The 22,488-nt window shown below is 69.1% G+C and carries 2 protein-coding genes (1 of these 2 only partly in view); both read left to right on the top strand.

Features of this window, described 5'->3' with window-relative positions; all coding sequences use genetic code 11:
- Positions 1-12,223 carry the 3' portion of a non-ribosomal peptide synthase/polyketide synthase gene (locus tag NV2_RS29215; protein ID WP_245662825.1) on the top strand. The gene continues 5,381 nt to the left of window position 1, outside the view, so the window shows 12,223 of its 17,604 coding nt (coding positions 5,382-17,604); its start codon lies off the left edge, out of view; the stop codon is at positions 12,221-12,223.
- The coding region (locus tag NV2_RS29210) for a non-ribosomal peptide synthetase (protein ID WP_067881717.1) at positions 12,223-22,488 on the top strand (10,266 nt) is incomplete at its 3' end. The genes NV2_RS29215 and NV2_RS29210, both read left to right, overlap by 1 nt.

The raw sequence follows: 22,488 nt of genomic DNA, 5'->3' as shown, positions 1-22,488 counted from the left end.
GTCGCTGTTGTCGGTGTTCGCGAGCGCCGCCGATCCCGGCGACCTGGGCAGCCTGCGCTGTGTGCTGGTAGCGGGTGAGGCGTTGAGCGGAGAAGCCGTCCGCGCTTTCGCCGCGGTGAGTTCCGCAGCCGTGCACAACCTCTACGGTCCGACCGAATTCACGGTGCACGCCACTCACGCCCCCGCCGGTCCGCCGCACCGCGGTCCGGTACCGATCGGAATCCCCGTTTCCGACAGCACCGCAGCGGTGCTCGACGACCGGTTGTGCCCGGTGCCCGATCTGGTAGTCGGCGAGCTGTACCTGTCCGGAACACAGCTTGCGCGCGGCTATCAGGGCAGTCCCGGCACCACCGCACTCCGGTTCGTCGCCGACCCGGCCGGTGCGCCCGGAGCACGCATGTACCGCACCGGCGATCTGGTGCGGCGGCTGCGGACCGGGACACTGGAATATCTGGGACGCAGCGACTTCCAGGTCAAACTGCGTGGTCAGCGTATCGAACTCGGTGAGATCGAGGCAGCGCTGCTCGCGATCGCCGGGATCGAGGCGGCCGCGGTGCGCGTCTACCGGCATCACACCGGGGATCTGCTGGTGGCCTATGTGGTGTGCGCCGGGGACCCGCGCGCAGTGGCCGAAGAGGCGCTGCGTGCGCACCTGCCGTCGTATATGGTGCCCGCCGTCTATGTCGGGCTGCCGGCGTTACCGCTGACCTCCTCCGGCAAGCTCGATCGCAACGCGCTGCCCGACCCGGTACTGGAGGGCAGGCCGTTCCGGGCGCCGTCCCGCCCGGAGGAATGTGCGGTCGCGGCCGTGTTCGAACGCGTACTCGAGGTGGCGCAGGTCGGCCTCGACGACGACTTCTTCGCACTGGGCGGCAATTCTCTGGTGGCGACCCGGATCGCGGCGCGGCTGTCGGAGGCACTCGACCGCGACGTCGCGGTCCGTACCCTGTTCGAACATCCCGACGTCGCGAGTCTGGCTCGGCACCTGGAGAATTCGGCACCTCGTCGGCGCCGGGCGCTGGTCGCGCAGACCCGTCCCACGGTATTGCCCCTGTCCTACGCGCAGCAACGCATGTGGTTCCGCAACCAGTTCGACAGTGAATCCGCGGTCGACAATCTCACCACCGCGATCCGGCTGAGCGGCGACCTCGACATCGCCGCACTGGCGTCGGCCTGGACCGATGTGCTGAACCGGCACGAGGCCCTGCGCACCCGCTATCCCGATACCGATGGGGTGCCGCATCAGCAGGTGCTGACCGCCGAAGAGACAGTGCTGGACCTGAGACCGCTGTCGGTGGCCGAGGCGGCGCTGCCGGAGTACCTGCGCGCGGTGGCTGCTACCGGATTCGTCGTGCGGGAGCAGGCACCGATCCGCGTGCTGCTGCTGCGATGTGCACCCGATACTCATGTCCTCGTGGTGTCGATTCACCACATCGCCGCCGACGGCTGGTCGATCGCGCCGCTGACCCGGGACCTGATGGATGCCTACGTGGCCCGCGCGGCAGGACGCGCGCCACGGTGGTCGCCGCTGCCGGTGCAGTACGCCGATTACGCACTGTGGCAGCGTGCGGAACTGGGGTCCGAGGACGATCCGGATGCCGCGATCGCCGCGCAGATCGGCTTCTGGCGGCGAGAGTTGCACGACCTGCCGGATCTGCTGGCGCTGCCGGGCGACCGGCCACGACCCGCGGTCGCTTCGGGCCGTGGCGCGCACCACCGATTCCACTTGCCGGCCGAGACGACGTCTGCCCTGCGCGCCGCGGCCGAGCAGGCCGGCGGCACCTTCTTCATGGCATTGCACGCGGGATTCGCGGTGCTGCTGGCGAAACTGTCCGGAGAACGGGACATCGCGATCGGCACGCCTGTCGCCGGACGGGGTGAGGCCGCGCTCGACGAGGTGGTCGGCATGTTCGTCAACACCCTGGTCCTGCGTGCCGAGGTGCACGGTGCATCCACGTTCACCGAGCTGCTCGCGGCGGTCTGCGACCGCGATCTGCGGGCCCTCGCCAACGGTGATGTGCCGTTCGAACGACTGGTGGAGCTGCTGCGTCCGGCGCGTTCGACGGCCCGGCACCCACTGTTCCAGGTCATGCTGGACCTGCGGCAGGAAGCGTCGGTGGTACCGGTGCTGCCCGGGCTGCTGGCAGAGATGCTCGAGATCGACAACGGCACTGCGAAATTCGATCTGCACCTGACCGTCGAAGAACAGCCCGGCGGCGAACTGGCCGCCACCTTCGAATACGCGACCGACCTGTTCGACCCGGCCACGATCGCCTCCTTCGCACACCGGCTGCGCACGGTCCTGGATGCGGTGGCGGGAGCGCCGGACCGGCCGATCGGGGATATCGACCTGCTTTGCGACACCGAGCGGCAGCATATTCTGACGGCCTGGAACGACACCGCCTGTGCGGTGCCGGACACCACGCTGGCCGCCCTGACCGCGGCTCAGGCCGAGCGCACTCCGAACGGTGTCGCCCTGCACTACGAGGGCAGCGAGTGGACCTACGCGGCGCTGGCCGCCCGGATCAATCGGCTGGCGCGGCTGCTGATTTCGATGGGTGTCGGGCCGGGGCGCAGCGTCGCTGTGGGGATCCGGCGCAGTGACGATCTGGTGGTGGCTCTGCATGCCGTCGTCGCCGCGGGCGGCGCCTATGTACCGCTGGATCCGGACCATCCGGTGCAGCGCACCAGCGAGGTGTTGCGCACCGTACGCCCGGTGTGTGTCCTGACCCGCGCCGCGGATCGACTCGACCTCGATACCGGTGGCCTGGTCAGTCATTGTGCCGTAGTAGACATCGAGCATTGTGACACCGGCGGATTCTCGTCCGCCCCGGTGACCGATGCGGACCGGTCGCGGCCACTGCGGCCCGAGCACACCGCCTACGTGATCTTCACCTCCGGCTCGACGGGGCGCCCGAAGGGTGTGGCGGTGACGCACCGCGCGATCGTGAACCGGTTGGTGTGGATGCAGTCCGAGTACGAGATCGGCCCGGACGACACCGTGCTGCACAAGACCCCCGCGACCTTCGACGTCTCGGTGTGGGAACTCTTCTGGCCCCTGCAGGTCGGTGCGCGACTGGTGGTGGCGCGGCCCGAGGGACATCGGGATCCTGCCTACCTCGCCGAAGTGATTCGCGCTCAACGGGTATCGGTGGTGCATTTCGTTCCGTCCATGTTGGCGGTATTCGCCGATCGGGCGCAGGCGGGTTCGTTGCGGCTGGTGTTCGCCTCCGGTGAGGCGTTGCCCGCCGATATCGCCCGGCGGGTGCGGACGGCGACCGGTGCCCGGGTGCTCAACCTGTACGGCCCTACCGAGGCCGCGGTGGATGTGACCGGTCACGAGGTGGTCGACGCGGATGCGGTGACGGTGCCGATCGGCCGCCCGGTGTTCAATACCAGGGTCTACGTGCTGGACGCGCGGTTGCGCCCGGTGCCGGTCGGTGTGGCGGGGGAGTTGTATCTGGCCGGACGCCAAGTGGCGGAGGGATATACGGCGCGGCCGGATATCACCGCTGTTCGGTTCGTTGCCGATCCGTTCGACTCCGGCGCACGGTTGTATCGCACGGGCGATCTGGCCGCGTGGAATGTACACGGCGAACTCGAATACTTGGGCCGCACCGATTTTCAGGTGAAGATGCGGGGTCTGCGCATCGAGCTCGGTGAGATCGAGGCCGTGCTGACCGGGTTGCCCGAGATCGCCCAGGCCGTGGTGACGGTGCGCCACGATCCGGACAGCGGTGCGCGGCTGGTCGCCTACCTGGTACCGCACCAGACCGTGAACCTCGATGTCGCTGTCCTGAAAGTAGCGCTGGCACAGCAACTCCCCGAGTACATGGTGCCCGCGGCATTCTTGGTCCTGTCCGCATTCCCGGTGAATTCCGCCGGCAAGCTCGACCGCGGGCAGCTGCCGGAACCGGGCTGGGAGGTGCGGGCATACCGCGCCCCCGCCACCCCCGCCGAAACCCTGGTGGCCTCGGTATTCGCCGAGGTCCTCGGGGCGCCCCGGGTAGGTAGCGACGACGATTTCTTCGATCTCGGCGGCAATTCGCTGCTCGCGACCCGGGTACTCGCCCGGATCGGCGCCGGGCTCGACGCCCGGCTGCCGGTACCCATGCTGTTCGAATCGAGCACCGTATCCGCCTTGGCCGCCGCGGCACAGACCCGTGCCGGCGCCGGCCGTCGCCTCCCGCTGATCGCGCGGGAGCACCCGGAACCGGTGCCGGTGTCGGCTGCGCAACGGCGGATCTGGTTCCTCAACCGCTATCGCGCCGACGACGGCACCGCATCCGACGTGATCCCGCTCGCACTGCGGTTGCACGGTGACCTGGACACCGAAGCGCTCGGTGCGGCCTTGGCCGATGTCCTGAACCGGCACGAAACCCTGCGCACCCGCTACCCCGAGACTTCGGACGGGCCGGTGCAGCTGGTGGAATCCGCCGCCGATCCGATAGCGGTGCGACCGGAATCGGTGGACGAGCAGGAACTGGCCGAGCGCATCGCCACACTCTGCGCCGTACCATTCGATCTGACCGCCGAAACCGGCGTCCGCACCGCGGTGTTCGAACTCGGACCGCAGCACCATGTGCTGGTCCTGGTGCTGCACCACATCTGCGCCGACGGCCTGTCGCTGACCCCACTGGCCGCCGACGTGGCAACCGCCTACGCGGCGCGCCGCGATCGGCACGAGCCCGGGTGGTGCCCGCTGCCGGTGCAGTACCGCGATTACACCCGGTGGCAGGCCGAGATGTTCGGCGAGCCGGACGATCCGGCATCGGAGCTGCACGGTCAGCGCGAATTCTGGCGGGAACGGCTGGCCGGATTACCGGAGCAGCTCGACCTGCCGACCGACCGTCCGCGTCCGGCGGTGCCGTCGTACCGCGCCGGGACCCACCGGTTCCAGATCGATTCGGACCTGCACAGCGAGCTCGCCGAACTCGCTCGCAAACACGAGACCACATTGTTCAGCACCGTGCATGCCGCGCTGGCCGTGCTGCTGGCACGGATGTCGGGTAGCGCGGATATCGCCATCGGTACGCCGGTGGCGGGCCGCGGCGAACCCGAGCTGGATCCACTGGTCGGGATGTTCGTCAATACCGTCGTCCTGCGCAGCGAGATCGACGCGCGCGCTCCCTTCCATGCCGTACTGGATGCGGTCCGGGCCCGCGATATCACCGACCTCGCCCATGCCGGCCTGCCGTTCGATCAGCTCGTGGAGCTGCTGGCTCCCGCTCGCGCAGCGAATCGCCATCCACTGTTCCAGGTGGCGCTGACCTTCCAGAACTTCACGCTACCCACGGTCGAACTCCCCGGCCTGCGGGTCACGACCGAGACGATCGATGTCACGGCCGCACAGTTCGATATGCAGTTCACCCTCGTCGAAGCCATGGACCCCGACGGCCGGGCCGGTGGTCTGGATGTCGAGATCACCTATGCTGCGGACCTTTTCGATACCGGCACGATTGCCGGGCTGGCACGTCGGTTCGAGCAGGTCCTGGCTGCGGTGAGTCACGACCACACCGTGGTCGTCGGTGATATCCAGCTGCTGAGCGCCGAGGAGCAACAGCGGGCTCTCTACGAGTGGAGTACCACCACCGCCGGAGCCGTCGAGGTCACCACCTTGGCGGATCGGTTCCACGCCGTCGCCGAGCGGGACCCCGACGCCGTCGCGGTGCGAGCGGGCGAGGTCACGCTGAGCTTCGGCGAGCTCGAGATCCGCGCCAACCGGCTCGCCCGCCGTCTCATCGCCGTCGGCGCCGGGCCGGAAACCCTGGTCGCGGTCGCGCTGCCGCGCTCCGCCGAGCTGATCGTGGCACTGCTGGCCGTCATCGAATCCGGGGCCGGCTATCTGCCGGTCGACCCGGGGTATCCGGCCGAACGCATCGACTACATGGTGACCGATGCCCGCCCGGTCTGCGCGATCAGCAATGCCGAGGGGCCGGCGGGTGACTGGTTCGACGGTCCGGTGATCGACCTCGACGGTCTGCAGTGGGAGGAGCTGGACGGGTCCGCGGTAGCCGATACCGAACGTCGCGCACCGCTGCGGCCGGACCACACGGCCTACGTCATCTATACCTCCGGCTCCACCGGGCGCCCCAAGGGCGTGCAGATACCGCACGCCAATGTGATTCGGCTGCTGGACAATACGGACGAACACTTCGACTTCCGTGCCACCGACGCCTGGACCCTGTTCCATTCCTACGCCTTCGACTTCTCGGTGTGGGAGCTGTGGGGTGCGTTGTTGCACGGCGCCCGCGTCGTGGTGGTCGACTACTTCACCGCGCGCTCCCCGCAGCAGTTCCACGAACTGCTGCACACCGAGGCGGTGACCGTCCTGTCCCAGACCCCGTCGGCGTTCTATCAACTCGCCGCCGCGGACGCGGAGCAGCCACCGGCCGAATCTCGGCTCCGATACGTGATATTCGGTGGCGAAGCGCTGGAATCGGCCCGGCTGCGGCCGTGGTTCGCCAGATATCCTCAGGCGCCGCGGTTGGTCAACATGTACGGCATCACCGAGACCACCGTGCACGTCTCCTACCGCGCGATGGGCGGTGCTGCGGAGACCTCCGGCGTGATCGGTCGTCCGCTGCCGGGTATGGCGGTGCGCCTGCTGGACTCGCGGCTACGGCCGGTGCCGGTGGGGGTACCGGGCGAAATCTATGTCTCCGGTGGACAGCTCGCCCGCGGTTACCTGCGCCGGCCGGCTCTCACCGCCGGTCGCTTCGTCGCCGACCCCTACGGCGCTCCCGGCGCGCTCGCGTACCGCTCCGGGGACCTGGCGCGGTGGACCGCAGACGGTGAGCTCGACTATCTGGGGCGTGCCGACCAGCAGGTGAACGTGCGCGGCTTCCGGGTCGAACTCGGTGAAATCGAAGCCGCACTGCTGCAGGTGAATTCAGTGGAGCAGGCCACCGCGGTGGTGCGCCCGGGGGCGGACGGGGACGCCCGAATCGTCGGGTACGTCGTCGGTGCCGAACTCGACGGCCCGACCGTGCGTGCTGCGGTGGCCGGGCGGCTGCCCGAGCACATGGTTCCTGCCGCGGTGCTGGTCGTGGAACGAATTCCGTTGACGGTCAACGGGAAACTCGATGTTCGGGCGTTACCGGAGCCGGTGTTCGACACCGTCGCCTACCGCAAGCCCGCCACCGCCGCCGAGCAGATCGTCGCCGATGTCTTCGCCACGGTGCTGGGTGAGTTCGACTCGGAGCGTGCGGTGGGCGCCGACGACGAGTTCTTCGCGCTGGGTGGCAGCTCACTGTCGGCCGCCAAGGCCGTGGCCCGCATCGGTGCGGCGCTCGGTGTCACCGTGCCGGTCCGCGTACTGTTCGACCATCCACGAGTCGCCGACCTGGCGGCGGTGGCGGCGGCGGGCGGTGATCGGCCGGCACTGGAGGCCGGGAGGCGGCCCGCGCGGGTGCCGCTGTCTCCGGCCCAGCAGCGGATGTGGTTTCTCAACCGCTTCGACCGCACTTCCTCGGCCTACACCATTCCGCTGGTGTTGCGGCTGACCGGGACATTGGACCGCGGGGCGCTGCACGCTGCACTGTGCGACGTGGTGGCGCGGCACGAATCGTTGCGGACCGTCTATCCCGATCTCGACGGTGAACCTGCCCAGGTGATCCTGCCGGAGGGTCGCGCGGTGGTCGACACGGCGGCCGTGTCGGTGCCGGAAAGTGAGTTGGCGCAGCATATCCGGGAATTCGTCGACACACCGTTCGATGTCACGGTCGATATCCCGGTCCGGGTGCGGGTGTTCGAACTCGGTACCGGTGATCACGTGCTCGCCGCGGCGCTGCACCACATCTGTGCCGACGGCTCCTCGATCGTGCCGTTCGTCGCCGACCTGATGCGGGCCTACGAAGCCCGGCTGCGCGGGCGGCCGCCCGGCTGGTCACCGCTGCTCGTGCAGTACGCCGATTACGCGCTCTGGCAGCACCGGCTGCTCGGCGCCGAATCCGATCCGGATTCGGTGGCGGCACAGCAGATCGCATTCTGGCGCGCTGCCCTGGCCGGACTGGCCGATCAACTCGAACTCCCGGCCGACCACCCGCGCCCGGCCCGGCAGAGCCTGCGTGGTGGGCGGGTGGAATTCGCACTGGACGCCGCCACGCACCAGCGCCTGAGTGTACTCGCCCGGGCGAACGGTGCGACGGTGTTCATGGTGGTGCACGCGGCTTTCGCGGCACTGCTGGCCCGGCTCTGCGACACCGGCGACATCGCCGTGGGCACGCCGGTCGCCGGCCGCAACGATGCCGCGCTCGACGAGGTCATCGGCATGTTCGTCAACACGGTGGTGCTGCGCACGGCGGTCGATGTGGACGACCGCTTCGACAGTCTGCTGCGGCGCGTGCGCACGGCCGATATCGCGGCGCTCTCGCACGCCGATGTGCCCTTCGAACGGCTGGTCGAAGTGATCGACCCGGCCCGCTCCACCGCACGGCATCCGCTGGTGCAGGTGGGATTGTCGTTCCAGAACCACGATCGAGCGACGTTGCAGCTGCCCGGACTTTCGGTCAGCGAGGTCGACACCGATTCCGGTACAGCACAATTCGATCTGCATCTGTTCGCGGTGGATCATCACACCGCGGCCGGAGCCGCGGCCGGTATCGATCTGGCACTCGGCTATGCCACCGACCTGTTCGAACCGGCGACCGCCGACCGGATCGCGGCACAGCTCACCCGGATAGTGCACACCATCGCCGCCGAACCTTCGACCCTGATCCGGGATCTGGATCTGCTGGGGGAGCGGGAGTACCGCTTCGTGGTGGAGGACTGCAACCGGACCGCGCATCAGGTCACACCGGCCACGCTGGGCGAGCTGGTGGATGCTCGGGTGAGCGCGGACCCGGCAGCACCGGCACTGATCGACGAAACCACCCGAGACCGGCGCGAACTCTGCTATCGAGACTTCGACGCGCGGGTCAACCGGCTCGCTCGGCACCTGATCACCGTCGGGGTGCGGCCGGAGTCCACGGTGATCCTGGCGCTGCGGCGTTCGGTGGAGCTGGTGATCGCGATGTTCGCGGTCGCCAAGGCGGGTGGTGCCTATGTGCCGGTCGATCCCGATCACCCTGCCGACCGCATCGCCCATATCGTCGACACCGCCGACCCGGTGTGCGTGATCGGCGCGCTGCCCGGGCTGCGTGCGGGAACCGCGACGATCGATCCGGCGCTCGACACCACCGGATATTCGGATGCACCCGTCACCGACGCGGACCGGATCACGCCGCTGCGCCCCTCGAACACCGCCTACCTGATCTTCACCTCCGGTTCGACCGGCCGGCCCAAGGGTGTGGCCGTGTCGCACGGTGCGGTGGTCAACCAATTACTGTGGCTACGCGCGGAATTCGAGATCGGCAGTGCCGACCGCAGCCTGCTGAAGACTCCCGCCACCTTCGATCTGTCGGTATGGGAGTTCTGGGCGCCGCTGATCAGCGGCGGCACCTTGATCGTCACCGCACCCGGCAGCGAACGCGATCCGGACCGGCTGCGCGAACTGATCGTCGAACACCGGGTGAGCCTGCTGTTCACGGTGCCCGCACTGCTGGGCATGCTGCTCGCCGGCGAGGCCGGGATGCCGCCGCAGGTGCGGGCCGTGCTCGCGATCGGTGAGCCGTTGCCCCCGTCGACGGCGCGGCAGTGCACCGGCACCGATCTGTTCAACCTGTACGGCCCGACCGAAACCGCGGTATCGGTCACCGCGCATCGTGTCGGCGAGGCGGCCGGTGCGGTGGTGCCGATCGGGACCCCGGTGTGGAACAGCCGCGCCTACGTGCTGGACCGGCGCTTGCGACCGGTACCACCGGGCGTCCCGGGCGAACTGTACGTATCCGGTGCGCAGCTGGCTCGTGGCTATCGGGACCGGGCCGGACAGACCGCGGCACGATTCGTCGCCGACCCGTTCACCGGCGAGCGCATGTATCGCACCGGCGATATCGTGCGCCGTCGCACCGACGGCCTGCTCGAGTACCTGGAACGCGCCGATTTCCAGGTGAAGATCGGCGGTTTCCGGATCGAACTCGGCGAGGTGGAGACGGCGCTGTTGCGCTGCCCCGGTGTCACGACCGCGCTCGCGGTGGCCCGTACCGACGGGAACACGGGACCGCGGCTGGTCGCCTATGTGACCGGTGCGGAACTCGACGCGGCCACAGTGCGCGCGCAACTGGGTGCGGGCCTGCCGAAATATATGGTGCCCGCCGCGGTGGTGGTGCTGGATGCGCTGCCGCTCAACGCCAACGGCAAGGTCGATCGGGAGCGGCTGCCGGCGCCGGTGCGTACCGAGGTCGAGTTCCGGGCGCCCGAGACCGAGACCGAAATTCTGGTGGCCGCGGAGTTCGCGGAGATCGTCGGTGCGGCCCGCGGCGACCGGATCGGCGTGCACACCGACTTCTTCGACCTCGGCGGCAATTCCCTGGCGGCGGCCCGGCTCGCCGCCCGCCTCGGAGCGGCCACCGGCACGCGAGTCCCGGTGGCGACGGTCTTCGCGGAACCGACGGTCGCCGCGCTGGCCCGGTGGCTGCAGGCCGCGGACCACCGGGAACGGGAACCACTGCGGCCCCGGGGGCACGGTGGCACGGTGGCGCTGTCCCTCGCCCAGCAGCGGATGTGGGTGCTGAACCGGCTCACCCCGGATTCGGCGGCGTACCACGTGCCGGTGGCGCTGCGCCTGACCGGCACGGTGGATTACCCGGCACTGCGCGCGGCGTTGTCGGATCTGTTGCGTCGGCACGACATCCTGCGGACCCGGTATCCGGAGGCCGAACAAGGGCCCGTGCAGGAGGTCCTGCCCGCACCGGACGAATTCATCGAGCTGGATCCGGTTCCCGTGGCCGCCACGGCAATCGAGAGCACCATCGCCGGCATCGTCGGTGCCGGTTTCGATATCACCACCGCACCACCGGTACGGGTGCGGCTGCTCCGGGTTGCGGCCGAAGACCACATCCTGGTCGTGGTCGTCCATCACATCAGTGCCGACGGCTACTCGATGGTGCCGTTGACCCGCGATCTCATCGCCGCCTATACCAGCCGGCTGTCCGGCACCGCGCCGCAGTGGAGCCCCCTGCCGGTGCAATACGCCGACTACAGCGAATGGGCGCGCGGTGTGCTCGGCACCGAAACCGATCCCACCAGTGTGCTGTCCGAACAGCTCGGGTACTGGTCCGAGCAGCTGGCCGGGACGCCCGAACAACTGGCGCTGCCCACCGATCGACCGCGTCCGGCACGCCGCGATATGTGCGGCGCCACCGTCGATGTCGAGGTCGACACGGCGCTCGTCACGGCGCTGAGCGAGCTGGCCCGCTCCCACGGGACCACGCTGTTCTCCACCGTGCACACCGCCTTCGCGGTGCTGCTGGCGAAACTGTCCGGCCAGTCCGACATCACCATCGGTGCGCCGGTCGCCGGGCGCGGAGAGCGCGAGCTCGACGATCTGGTCGGCATGTTCGTCAACACGGTGGCATTGCGCACCCGGATCGACTCCCGCGTGAGCTTCGCCGAACTGCTGCGGCGAGTCCGTGACGACGATCTCGCGGCCCTGAGCCGGACCGAGGTGCCGTTCGAACGCGTCGTGGAAGCTCTCGGCCGGGCCCGGACCAGCGCTTACACTCCGATCTTCCAGGTACTGCTCACCTTCCAGAATCTGCCGCAGGGTGCGGTGACGCTGCCCGGCCTGCGCGTGGAGACCCTCGAACCCGCACTGCCGGAGGCGAAGTTCGACCTGCAGCTGACGGTCATGGAGGAGTTCGGCGCGGGCGGTGACCGCCGCGGGCTGCGCATGCAGTTCGGCTATCCCACCGACATCTTCGACGAATCGACGATCCGACGGTGCGCCGAACGACTGCAACTGGTGCTGCGCGCTGCCGTGAGTGACCCGTCGATCGCGGTGCGCGCCATCGATATCCGTACCGAGGACGAACGCAGGCCCGCATCCGGTGCGTCGCTTCCTGGCGACTTGTTCGCGCTGATCGCCGCCGCCGCGTCCACCGCCCCCGATGCCGTGGCTGTCGAATTCGTGGGTCACAAAGTCGATTTCGCGGAACTCCAGCAGAAGCTGACGGCGGTGGGCCGCGCCATGGGCGCGGCCGCCGCTCCGAATGCACAACTCACTGTGGCACTCACCGGACTGCTGCCCGGCATTCTCACCGCCGGCGCCGGCGGACTCACCACCCTGCTCGAAACCCTGCACGTGCGCGCGCAGGGCGTGATCACTACGGAAGGAACCCACTGATGACGCATGCGGAGTCGGTTACACCCGTTCGATCCATCGAGCACCCCCTGCGCGGGGCCTACGGTATCGCGGACCTTCCGTACCTGATCGAGGTGGTCGCCGACCGGGAACCCGAGCGAATCGCGATCCGGCACGGTGACACCATGGTCCGCTACGCCGAGCTGGACGCCCGGGTGCGCGAACTGACCACCACGATGGGTGCCGCACTCACCCCGGATGCGCTGGTGCAGGTGGTGATATCGGGGCAGGTTCCGCAATTGCTGGATGCCGGCGAAGGTGCGCTGGCGGCCGCGGTCTCCGACCTGCTCGACGATGCGCTCGCTGCCGCGCAGGACCTGCTGACCCCCGGTCTCGCACCCGCCGACACGCTGGCCACCCTGTTCGCCGCGCAGGTGCAGCGCACTCCTGATGCCGTGGCGGTGGAATTCGAGGGCAACACCCTCACCTACGCCGAACTCGACGCGCGCGCGAACACCCTCGCATGGACGCTGATCCGGTTGGGCGTCGGACCGGACGCCCGGGTTGGACTGGCCATGCACCGTTCGCTCGAACTGGTGATCGGCATGTACGCGGTGCACAAGGCCGGCGGTGCCTATGTGCCGATCGATCCGGCGCATCCCGCCGAACGTGTCGCGTACGTGCTGGAGATCGCCGCACCCGTGGTGGTTCTCACCACGACCGAACTTCCGTCGCTCGCGGGCACACCGGTACTGCGGGTCGATGAATTCGATTGGGCGACACCGGTCACAGGGTCAGCGCTCGAGTCCGGCACCGTCACTGTGGCTCGTCCGGACAATACCGCCTACGTCATCTTCACCTCCGGTTCCACCGGCCGGCCCAAGGGCGTGGCGATCTCACATCGCGCGATCGTCGCGAATCTTCGCTGGCGCGACCGCGTCTACCGGATGACCGAATCGGATGTGGTGCTGCAGAAGACGCCGTTCACCTTCGACGTTTCGGTCTGGGAGTTCTTCTGGCCCCTGCAGGTCGGTGCACGATTGCTGCTCGCAGCACCCGACGGGCATCGCGACCCGCGCTATCTGATCGAGGTCATCGGCGAAAAACAGGTCACCGTCGCACATTTCGTGCCGTCCATGTTGGCGGTCTTCGCGGCCGCGGTGGCCGACGCCGAGGCGATGCACACCATCGATTCGCTGCGCATGCTCTTCGCATCCGGGGAGGCTCTGCCCGCCGCGACGGCCGCGGCATTGCGCGATGTCAGCGGTGCCACCCTGCACAATCTGTACGGTCCGACCGAGGCCGCGGTCGACGTCACCGCGCACGAGGTGACCGGCGCGGACGTGGACTCGGTGCCGATCGGCATCGCGGCCGACGACACCGAGTTGCGGGTGCTCGACGACAATCTGCAACCGACCCCGGACGGCGTGGTCGGCGAGCTGTACCTGTCCGGCGTGCAACTTGCCCGCGGTTACCTCGGTCGCGGCGCCCTCACCGCGGAGCGCTTCGTCGCCGATCCACACGGGGCGCCCGGTGACCGGATGTACCGGACCGGTGATCTCGTCCGTCGCCGCGGCGGCGCCGACGGTGGGCCCCGGGAACTGGAATATCTGGGCCGCAGTGATTTCCAGGTGAAGCTGCGCGGCCTGCGGATCGAGCTGGGCGACGTGGAGGCGGCACTGCTGGCGCACGAGACCGTCGCGCAGGCCGCGGTGGTGGTGTACCGGCACAGCACCGGCGACCAGCTGGCCGGATATGTGGTCGCGGCCGTAGGCTGCGTGCTCGATACCGGTTCGATTCTGCGCGGCGCCGCCGAGCGCATCCCGGACTATATGGTTCCGGCGGTCCTGACCGTGCTGGAACGCATGCCGGTGAACGCCAACGGAAAACTGGACCGCACCGCACTACCGGAGCCCGAATTCGCCGGCGCCGCAGAGATGTTCCGGGAGCCTGCCACCCCCGGCGAACAAGCCGTCGCGGAGATATTCGCCGAGCTGCTCGGGGTGGATCGAGTCGGGGCCGACGACGACTTCTTCGCCCGGGGCGGCAACTCGCTGCTGGCCGCGCGGGCGATCGCCCGCATCTCCGCGGCTCTCGGCGCCGGGGTGGACGTGCGCGACTTCTTCGATCGCCCGACCCCGGCCGGCCTGGCCGCCACGACTGGCCCGGCCGCCGCCGCCCGGGTGCGCCCGCCGCTGCTCGCCGAACCGCGCCCGGACGCGATTCCGCTCTCCGCGGCGCAGCGCCGGATGTGGTTTCTCAACCATCTGGCCAATACCGATGCCGCCGATACCGGCGCGGTCGCGGTGGACAACATCCCGATCGCACTGCGGCTGCGCGGTCCGCTCGACACCGCCGCACTGTTCGCCGCCGTATCCGACGTGATCGAGCGGCACGAGGTGCTGCGCACCGTCTACCCGCAGACTCCGGACGGTGCGGTGCAGGTGATCCGACCGGCCGCCGAACTCGACCCGACACCCGTGGACGTCGCCGAACCCGCGCTGCTCACCGAGGTACGCGCGGTAGCGGGCACCGGATTCGATGTGACCGCCGAAATTCCGCTGCGTATTCGCCTGCTGCGCACCGGCCCCGAGGATCACACACTGGTCCTGGTGGTTCACCACATCGCCGCCGACGGGGTGTCGATGGGGCCGCTGCTGCGCGACCTGATCACCGCCTACTCGGCGCGGACCGCAGGGAACCCACCGCAGTGGCAACCACTACCACTGCAGTACGCCGACTACACCCTGTGGCAGGGGAAGGTGCTCGGTGCGGACACCGAGCCCGGATCGGAGGCGGCGCGGCAACTGTCGTTCTGGCAGCGTGAATTGACAGGCCTGCCGGCGCAATTGGATCTGCCGACGGATCGTCCGCGACCCGCCACCACCTCGTATCGTGGAGCGACCGTCGCCTTCGCGATCGACGCCGAACTCCGGGCGGCGGTGGACGCGCTCGCCGAGCAACTGCGTGCGACGCCGTTCATGGTGCTGCACACCGCATTGGCCGTACTGCTGGCCCGGCTGTCGGGCAGCACGGATATCGCGATCGGCTCGCCGGTTGCCGGCCGCGGCGAACGGGCACTGGACGATCTGGTCGGCATGTTCGTCAACACCCTGGTGTTGCGCACACCGGTGCGCGGGGACCTCGGCTTCGCCGATCTGGTTCGCCATGCCCGCATCCGGGACCTCGACGCGTTCGCACACGCCGACATCCCGTTCGAACGGCTGGTGGAGGTGCTGAATCCGGCGCGTTCGCAGGCCCGCCACCCGCTGTTCCAGGTCGGGCTGTTCATGCAGAACATCGGCGTCGGCGCACCGGAGCTGCCCGGCCTGCGCACCGACATGGTCGATTTCGATCCGGGCGTGGCGAAATTCGATCTGCAACTGACTATTTCCACACCGCCGGAGGGCGGCGGATATCGGGCGGAATTCACCTACGCCACCGACCTGTTCGACGGCCCCACCGTCGAGGAGTTCGCCGCCAAATATCTGCGGTTGCTCGACGGGGCGCTGGCCGCACCGAATCGCGCGGTCGGTGATCTGGAACTGCTCGACGCCGGTGAACTCGACTATGTGACCTCCAGCTGGAACGCCAGTGGGCACAAGGTGCTCGACCGGTTCCTGCACGACGGCTTCGATAAGCAGACCCGTCGCACGCCGGGCAACCGTGCACTCGTCTTCGAGGGACGGACCCTCACCTACGCGGAACTGTCCGAGCGGGCGAACCGGCTGGCCCGCAAGCTGATCGAAACCGGAGTGGGCCCGGAGACCCTGGTCGTGCTGGCTATGGGGCGCTCGATCGAGCTGGTCGTGGGTATGTACGCGGTGCTGCGCGCGGGCGGCGCCTACGTCCCGGTCGACCCGGAGCATCCGATCGAACGGATCGGGCACATCTTCGCCACCGCGCGGCCGCACACCGTACTCACCACGCGCACCGCCGGATTCGAGCTCCCGCCGGCCTTCCGCACGGTACCCCTGCATCACCTCGACGACCTGGACCTCACCGACTACCCGGCCGGCAAGATCTGCGACGGTGAACGCCGCGGTGCCCTGTGCCCGGATCACCCCGCGTACGTGCTGTTCACCTCGGGGTCCACCGGCCGGCCCAAGGGGGTGGCGGTCAGCCACCGCGCCATCGCCAATCAGCTCGAGTGGATGCATGCCGAATACGGGCCCAAGGCCACCGACATCTACCTGCAGAAGACCGCCGCCACCTTCGACGTCTCGTTGTGGGGGTATTTCCTGCCGTTGCGTGCCGGAGCGACCCTGATCCTCGCCGCACCCGACGGGCATCGCGATGCGCGCTACCTCGCCGAGACCGTCGCCGCCGAGCGGGTGACGCTGACCGACTTCGTCCCCTCGATGCTCACGGTATTCCTCAACCATGCCGAACCGGACGAGCTGAGCACGCTACGAGCGGCGTTCATCGTCGGTGAGGCGCTGCCCGCCGAAACCGCCGCCCTGTTCGCCGAGAAGTGCGGTGGTGCGCTGCACAACCTGTACGGGCCGACCGAGGCGGCGGTATCGATCACCTGCCACGAAGTCACCCCGGACGACGTGCGCAGCGTCCCGATCGGTGAGCCGGAATGGAATTCGCAGGTTTTTGTGCTGGACGCGCGGCTGCATCCGGTCCCGATCGGGGTGCCGGGAGAGCTGTACCTGGCCGGTACGCAGCTCGCGCGTGGCTACTACGGCCGGGCCGATCTGACCGCCGACCGGTTCGTCGCCAACCCGTTCACCTTCGGCGGGGAGCGCATGTATCGCACCGGCGATCTGGCCCGGTGGACCCCCGACGGCGAACTGGACTACCTGGGACGCATCGACTTCCAGGTGAAGTTCCGCGGGCAGCGCATCGAACTCCCCGAGATCGAGACCGCGCTGCTGGCAGTGCCCGGTGTGGGACAGGCCGCGGTCCGGCTGATCAGCGGTGACAGCGGCGACTTTCTGGCCGGTTACGTCATCCGCACCCCGGGAGCCGACTTCGAGGTGCAGGCGGTGCGGAGCGGTCTGGGCAAGAAGCTGCCCGGCTATATGATCCCCACCGCGATCGTCGAACTCGACGCGTTCCCGCTGAACAGCAGCGGCAAGCTCGACCGCGGCGCACTACCGGTGCCGGAGCGGGCCGCCGGCCGATTCGACGCACCGCGCACCCGGCGTGAGCACCAGGTCGCCGAGGTATTCGGTGAGGTGCTGGACCGGGAAAGGGTCGGCCGCGACGACGACTTCTTCGCCCTCGGCGGCAGTTCCCTCGACGCGACCCGCGTCGCGGCCCGCCTCGCGCGCCTGATCGATGCTCGGGTTCCGGTGCGTGCCCTGTTCGAGCACGCCACGGTGGCAGGGCTCGCGGCCGCACTCGGCGGGGACGAGCCCGGCGCGGCCCGTCCGCCGCTGGTCGCACACCCGCGCCCGCACCGGATTCCGCTCTCAGCGGCCCAGCAGCGGATGTGGTTCCTGAACCGTTTCGACCCCGGATCGGCGGCGCACAACATCCCCGTCGCCGTGCGGCTCACCGGCGATCTGGATATCGATGCCCTGCACGCGGCGCTGGGCGATCTGATCGAACGACACGAAACCCTGCGCACCTACTACCCGGAGTCCGAGGACGGCCCGGTCCAGCTGGTGCTGCCCGCCACGGCTGCCGGGTGTGCTGCCGTCCCCGAGCAGGTCGCACCGCACCGGCTGCGCGAGCGTATCGCGGAGCTGACCGCGACCGGATTCGATGTGACCGCCGCGCCGCCGCTGCGCATCGCGCTACTGCGCACCGGCGAGTCCGAGCACGTCCTCGTCTTCGTCGCGCACCATATCGCCGCCGACGGCTGGTCGATCGCACCACTGACCCGCGACCTGATGACCGCGTACGGGCACCGCGCGGCCGGGACCGCGCCACAGTGGTCCGCGCTGCCCGTCCAGTACGCCGACTTCAGCATCTGGCAGCACACAGTGCTCGGATCCGATACCGACCCCGCCAGTGTGGCCGGTGCCCAGGCCGAGTTCTGGCGCACCACCCTGGACGGACTGGCCGACGAGCTGAACCTGCCCACCGACCGGCCGCGGCCGGTCCGGCCCAGCTATGCGGGCGGGCGGGTGCGCTTCGAACTCGACAGCGAGATCCGCGACGGCCTGCGGGAGCTGGCCCGGCGGCAGCAGGCCACCACCTTCATGGCGGTGCACACCGCGCTGTCGATCTTTCTGGCCCGGATGACCGGCGCCGAGGATCTCGCGATCGGCGCCCCTGTCGCCGGCCGTGGCGAACGTGAACTCGACGATCTGATCGGCATGTTCGTCAACACCGTGGTGTTGCGGACCCGGGTTCCGGGGGCGCTGTCGTTCACCGAACTGCTCGCCGCCACCAAGGACACCGACCTGCGTGCCTTCGCCCATGCGGAGTTGCCGTTCGAGCGGCTGGTGGAACTGCTCGAGCCGGAACGGTCGACCGCGCGCCACCCGTTGTTCCAGGTGGCGCTGGCCTTCGAGAACCTGCCCGGCGGGACACTCGAGCTACCGGGCTTGCGAGCGAGCACGGTCGAGATCGAGACCGAAACGGCGAAATTCGACCTGGCGCTGAATATTCGCGAGACGGAATCCGGTATGGATGCCGAATTCGCCTATGCCCGTGATCTGTTCGACGAATCGACGGTGGCAAGCTTGGCCCGCCGCTTCACCGGACTGCTACGGCAGTTGCTTGCCGACGCGGATGCTCCGGTCGGGGACCTCTCGCTGCTGGAGCCCGATGAACACGCGCATCTGACGCGCCCGCCGGTGCCGCAGCCGGCGCTCACCCTGGCGGAACTGTGCACGGCGGGCGTGCGTTTCGGCCGCGATCGGATCGCGGTGCGCGCCGCGGGCCGTTCGGTCGGTTACGGCGAGTTCGACGACTACACCAGTCGGCTGGCCCGGCACCTGATCTCGCTGGGCGTGGGCCCGGAACAGCTGGTGGCGGTGGCGCTGCCGCGGTCCTACGAGATGGTCGCGGCAGCCGTCGCGGTCGCGAAGGCGGGCGGTGCGCACGTACCGGTCGACCCGACCTATCCGGTCGAGCGGATGCGGTACATGCTCACCGACTCGGCCGCCCGGATCGGCATCACGGTCGCGGCCTACGCCGAGGCGCTGCCTGCCGATGTGCGGTGGCTGGTGCTCGATGCGCCGTCCTTCGACACCGGACTGGAGACGCTGTCTCCCGCGCCGGTCGCCGACGCAGAACGTACTGCGCCACTGCATATTTCACATCCGGCATATGTCATCTACACCTCGGGATCCACCGGCCGGCCCAAGGGCGTGACCGTCACCCATGCCGGGCTCGGTGGTCTGGCCGACGAAGCGATCGAGCGGTACGGGTTACAGCCCGAACACCGGATGCTGCACATCTGCTCACCCAGCTTCGATCCGTCGGTACTGGAGTGGATCTGTGCCTTCGCGACCGGCGCCACCCTGGTGGTCGTACCGCCGGCCGTGCTCGGTGGTCCGGAGCTGGGCGCGCTGCTGCGCACCGAGCGAGTCACCCACGCCGTCATCACCCCGGCGGTCCTGGGCACCGTCGAACCGGACCAGCTGCCCGAACTGCGGGTGCTGTCGGTCGGCGGTGATGTGACCACCGGTGACCTGCTGGGGTCGTGGGCGCCGGGGCGCCGGTACTTCAATGGCTACGGTCCGACCGAAACCAGCATCATCTCCTCGTATGCGCGGCTGCGTGCGGGCCGGCCGATCACCATCGGCACCCCGGTGCGCGGCATGTCGGCGCTGGTGCTCGATCAGCGGCTGCGGCCCGCCGCACCGGGGGTGGCCGGTGAGCTGTACCTGGCCGGTGCCGGGCTCGCCAGGGGCTACCGCAATCGCGCCGGTGCCACGGCCGAACGTTTCCTGCCGAATCCGTGGGGCCTGCCCGGCAGCCGGATGTACCGCACCGGGGACGTGGTGCGCTGGCGGGTGAGCTCCGAGGCCGGGGCGCGATGGGAGCTGGAGTACGTCGGCCGCACCGACTTCCAGGTGAAGATCCGCGGTTTCCGGGTCGAACTCGGCGAGATCGATGCGGTGCTCGCGGCACATCCCGACGTCGATTTCGCGACCACGATCGGCCGCGAACACGACACCCGCGCCACCATGCTGGTCTCCTATGTCCTGCCGAAGCCGGGACGTGCGATCGACCCGGCGGCGCTGACCGATTTCGCGGCCGGGCGGCTGCCCTCGCATATGGTGCCCGCCGCACTGGTCGTGCTGGACAAGATTCCGTTGACCCCGGTCGGCAAGCTGGACCGCAAGGCGCTACCGGAGCCGGTCCTCGCGCCTGCCACCTTCCGCGCACCGGTCGGACCGGCCGAGACACTGGTCGCCGACACCTTCGCCGCGGTACTCGGGGTGGGGCAGGTGGGCGCCGACGACGATTTCTTCGCCCTCGGCGGCAATTCACTCATCGCCACCCAGCTCGCCGCGCGACTGTCGAAATCCACCGCGATACCGGTCGCGGTCCGTGCCGTGTTCGACGCACCGACCGTGCGCGGGCTCGCCGCCCGGATCACGGTGGGAGCCGCCGGGGACACCGCTCCGACGGCCGTCGTACCCCGTCCGGACCGGGTGCCGCTGTCGATCGCCCAGCAACGGATGTGGATGCTGAACCGTCTCGATACCCGCGGCGGAAGCTACAACATCGCCTTCGCGCTGCGCCTGACCGGCGAACTGGAGGTGGACGCCCTGGCTGCGGGCCTGGGCGATGTCGTCGACCGGCACGAGACACTGCGCACCCGCTATCCCGAAATAGACGGCACGGCAACGCAACTGGTTCTTCCGACCGGCCCTGCCGAGCCGACGATCACCGATATCGACGCGGCGGATGTCACCTCACTCGCGGAGGAGCTGGCGCACACCCGCTTCGACGTGACCGCCGAGGTGCCGGTCCGCATCCGGTTGCTGCGGGTACGTCCCGAGCCCGGGGACAGCCGCGCCGAACAGAACCATGTGCTGCTGTTCGTCGTGCACCACATCGCCGCCGACGGCTGGTCGTTCGCGCCGCTGACCCGGGACCTCGCCACCGCGTACCGGGCCCGTACCCGGGGCCGGGAACCGGAGTGGGAACCACTGCCGATCCACTACGCCGACTACGCACTGTGGCAGCAGCGCACGCTCGGCGCGGCCACCGATCCGGCATCGGAATCGGCACGGCAGCTGGAATTCTGGCGTCGGCAGCTGGCCGGTGCGCCGGAGCTGTCGACACTGCCCACCGACCGGCCCCGGCCCGCGGTCGCCGCCCATCGCGGAGCGGGCCGCACCGCGACCCTGAGCCCCGCGCTGCACCGGCGCATTCACGAACTCGCCACCGAGTACCGCGCGACACCGTTCATGGTGCTGCACACGGCGCTGACGGTGCTGCTCGCCCGCTTCGGCGGCAGCGACGATGTGGTCGTGGGCACGCCGGTGGCCGGACGTGGTGAGCAGAACGTGGACGACCTCGTCGGCATGTTCGTCAACACCCTCGTGCTCCGCACCCCGGTTCGTGGCCGGGACCGGCTCGCCGATCAGTTGCGGACGGTGCGGGCGGCCGACCTCGCCGCCTTCGACCATGCCTCAGTCCCCTTCGAACAGCTGGTCGACACACTGAATCCGACACGGTCACAGTCTCATTCACCGCTGTATCAGATTTCGCTGACGTTGCAGAACCAGGCCCGCGGTGAGCTGCTGCTGGACGGGCTGCGGATCGCGGCACTGGAACCGGGCGCGGCGCCGATCCAGGTCGATCAGCACTGGACGGCGAGTGAACGCTACGCCGCGGACGGCACCCCCGCGGGAATCGATCTCCATGTGCACTACGCCGCGGAGCTGTTCGATCCCGAGAGTGTCGATGCGTTGCTGGACGTTTTCGAACGAATCCTCACCGCACTGACCGGTGCTGCCGAGACCCGGATCGCCGAGCTGGAGTTGCTGGACGCCGCGGCCCGCGACCATCTGCTCACCGGCACGAACGCCACCGAATACCCGGTCGGTCCCCGGACGCTGCCCGAATTGCTGGCAGGCCGACCACAGCGGCCGGCGGCAACGGCGGTGACCTTCGAAGGCGTCGACGTGTCGTATCGGGAATTCGATGGCCGGGTCAACCGGCTGGCGCGCTACTTGATACAGCGCGGAGTAGGACCGGAAACCATTGTGGCAGTGATGCTGCCACGGTCACCGGAACTCGTGGTGGCGATCCATGCGATCGTTGCCGCCGGTGGGGCCTATCTGCCACTCGACCCCGACCAGCCCGACGACCGGGTGCGCTACATCGTCGAGACGGCGCAGCCGAGCTGTGTCCTGACCCGCTCCGGGAACGCGACCGGGCTG

The organism is Nocardia vermiculata NBRC 100427 (genome assembly GCF_001613265.1).
Taxonomy (GTDB): Bacteria; Actinomycetota; Actinomycetes; order Mycobacteriales; family Mycobacteriaceae; genus Nocardia; species Nocardia vermiculata.
Note: the sequence above shows the minus strand (reverse complement) of the source record. Positions and strands in the feature narration are given on the sequence as shown.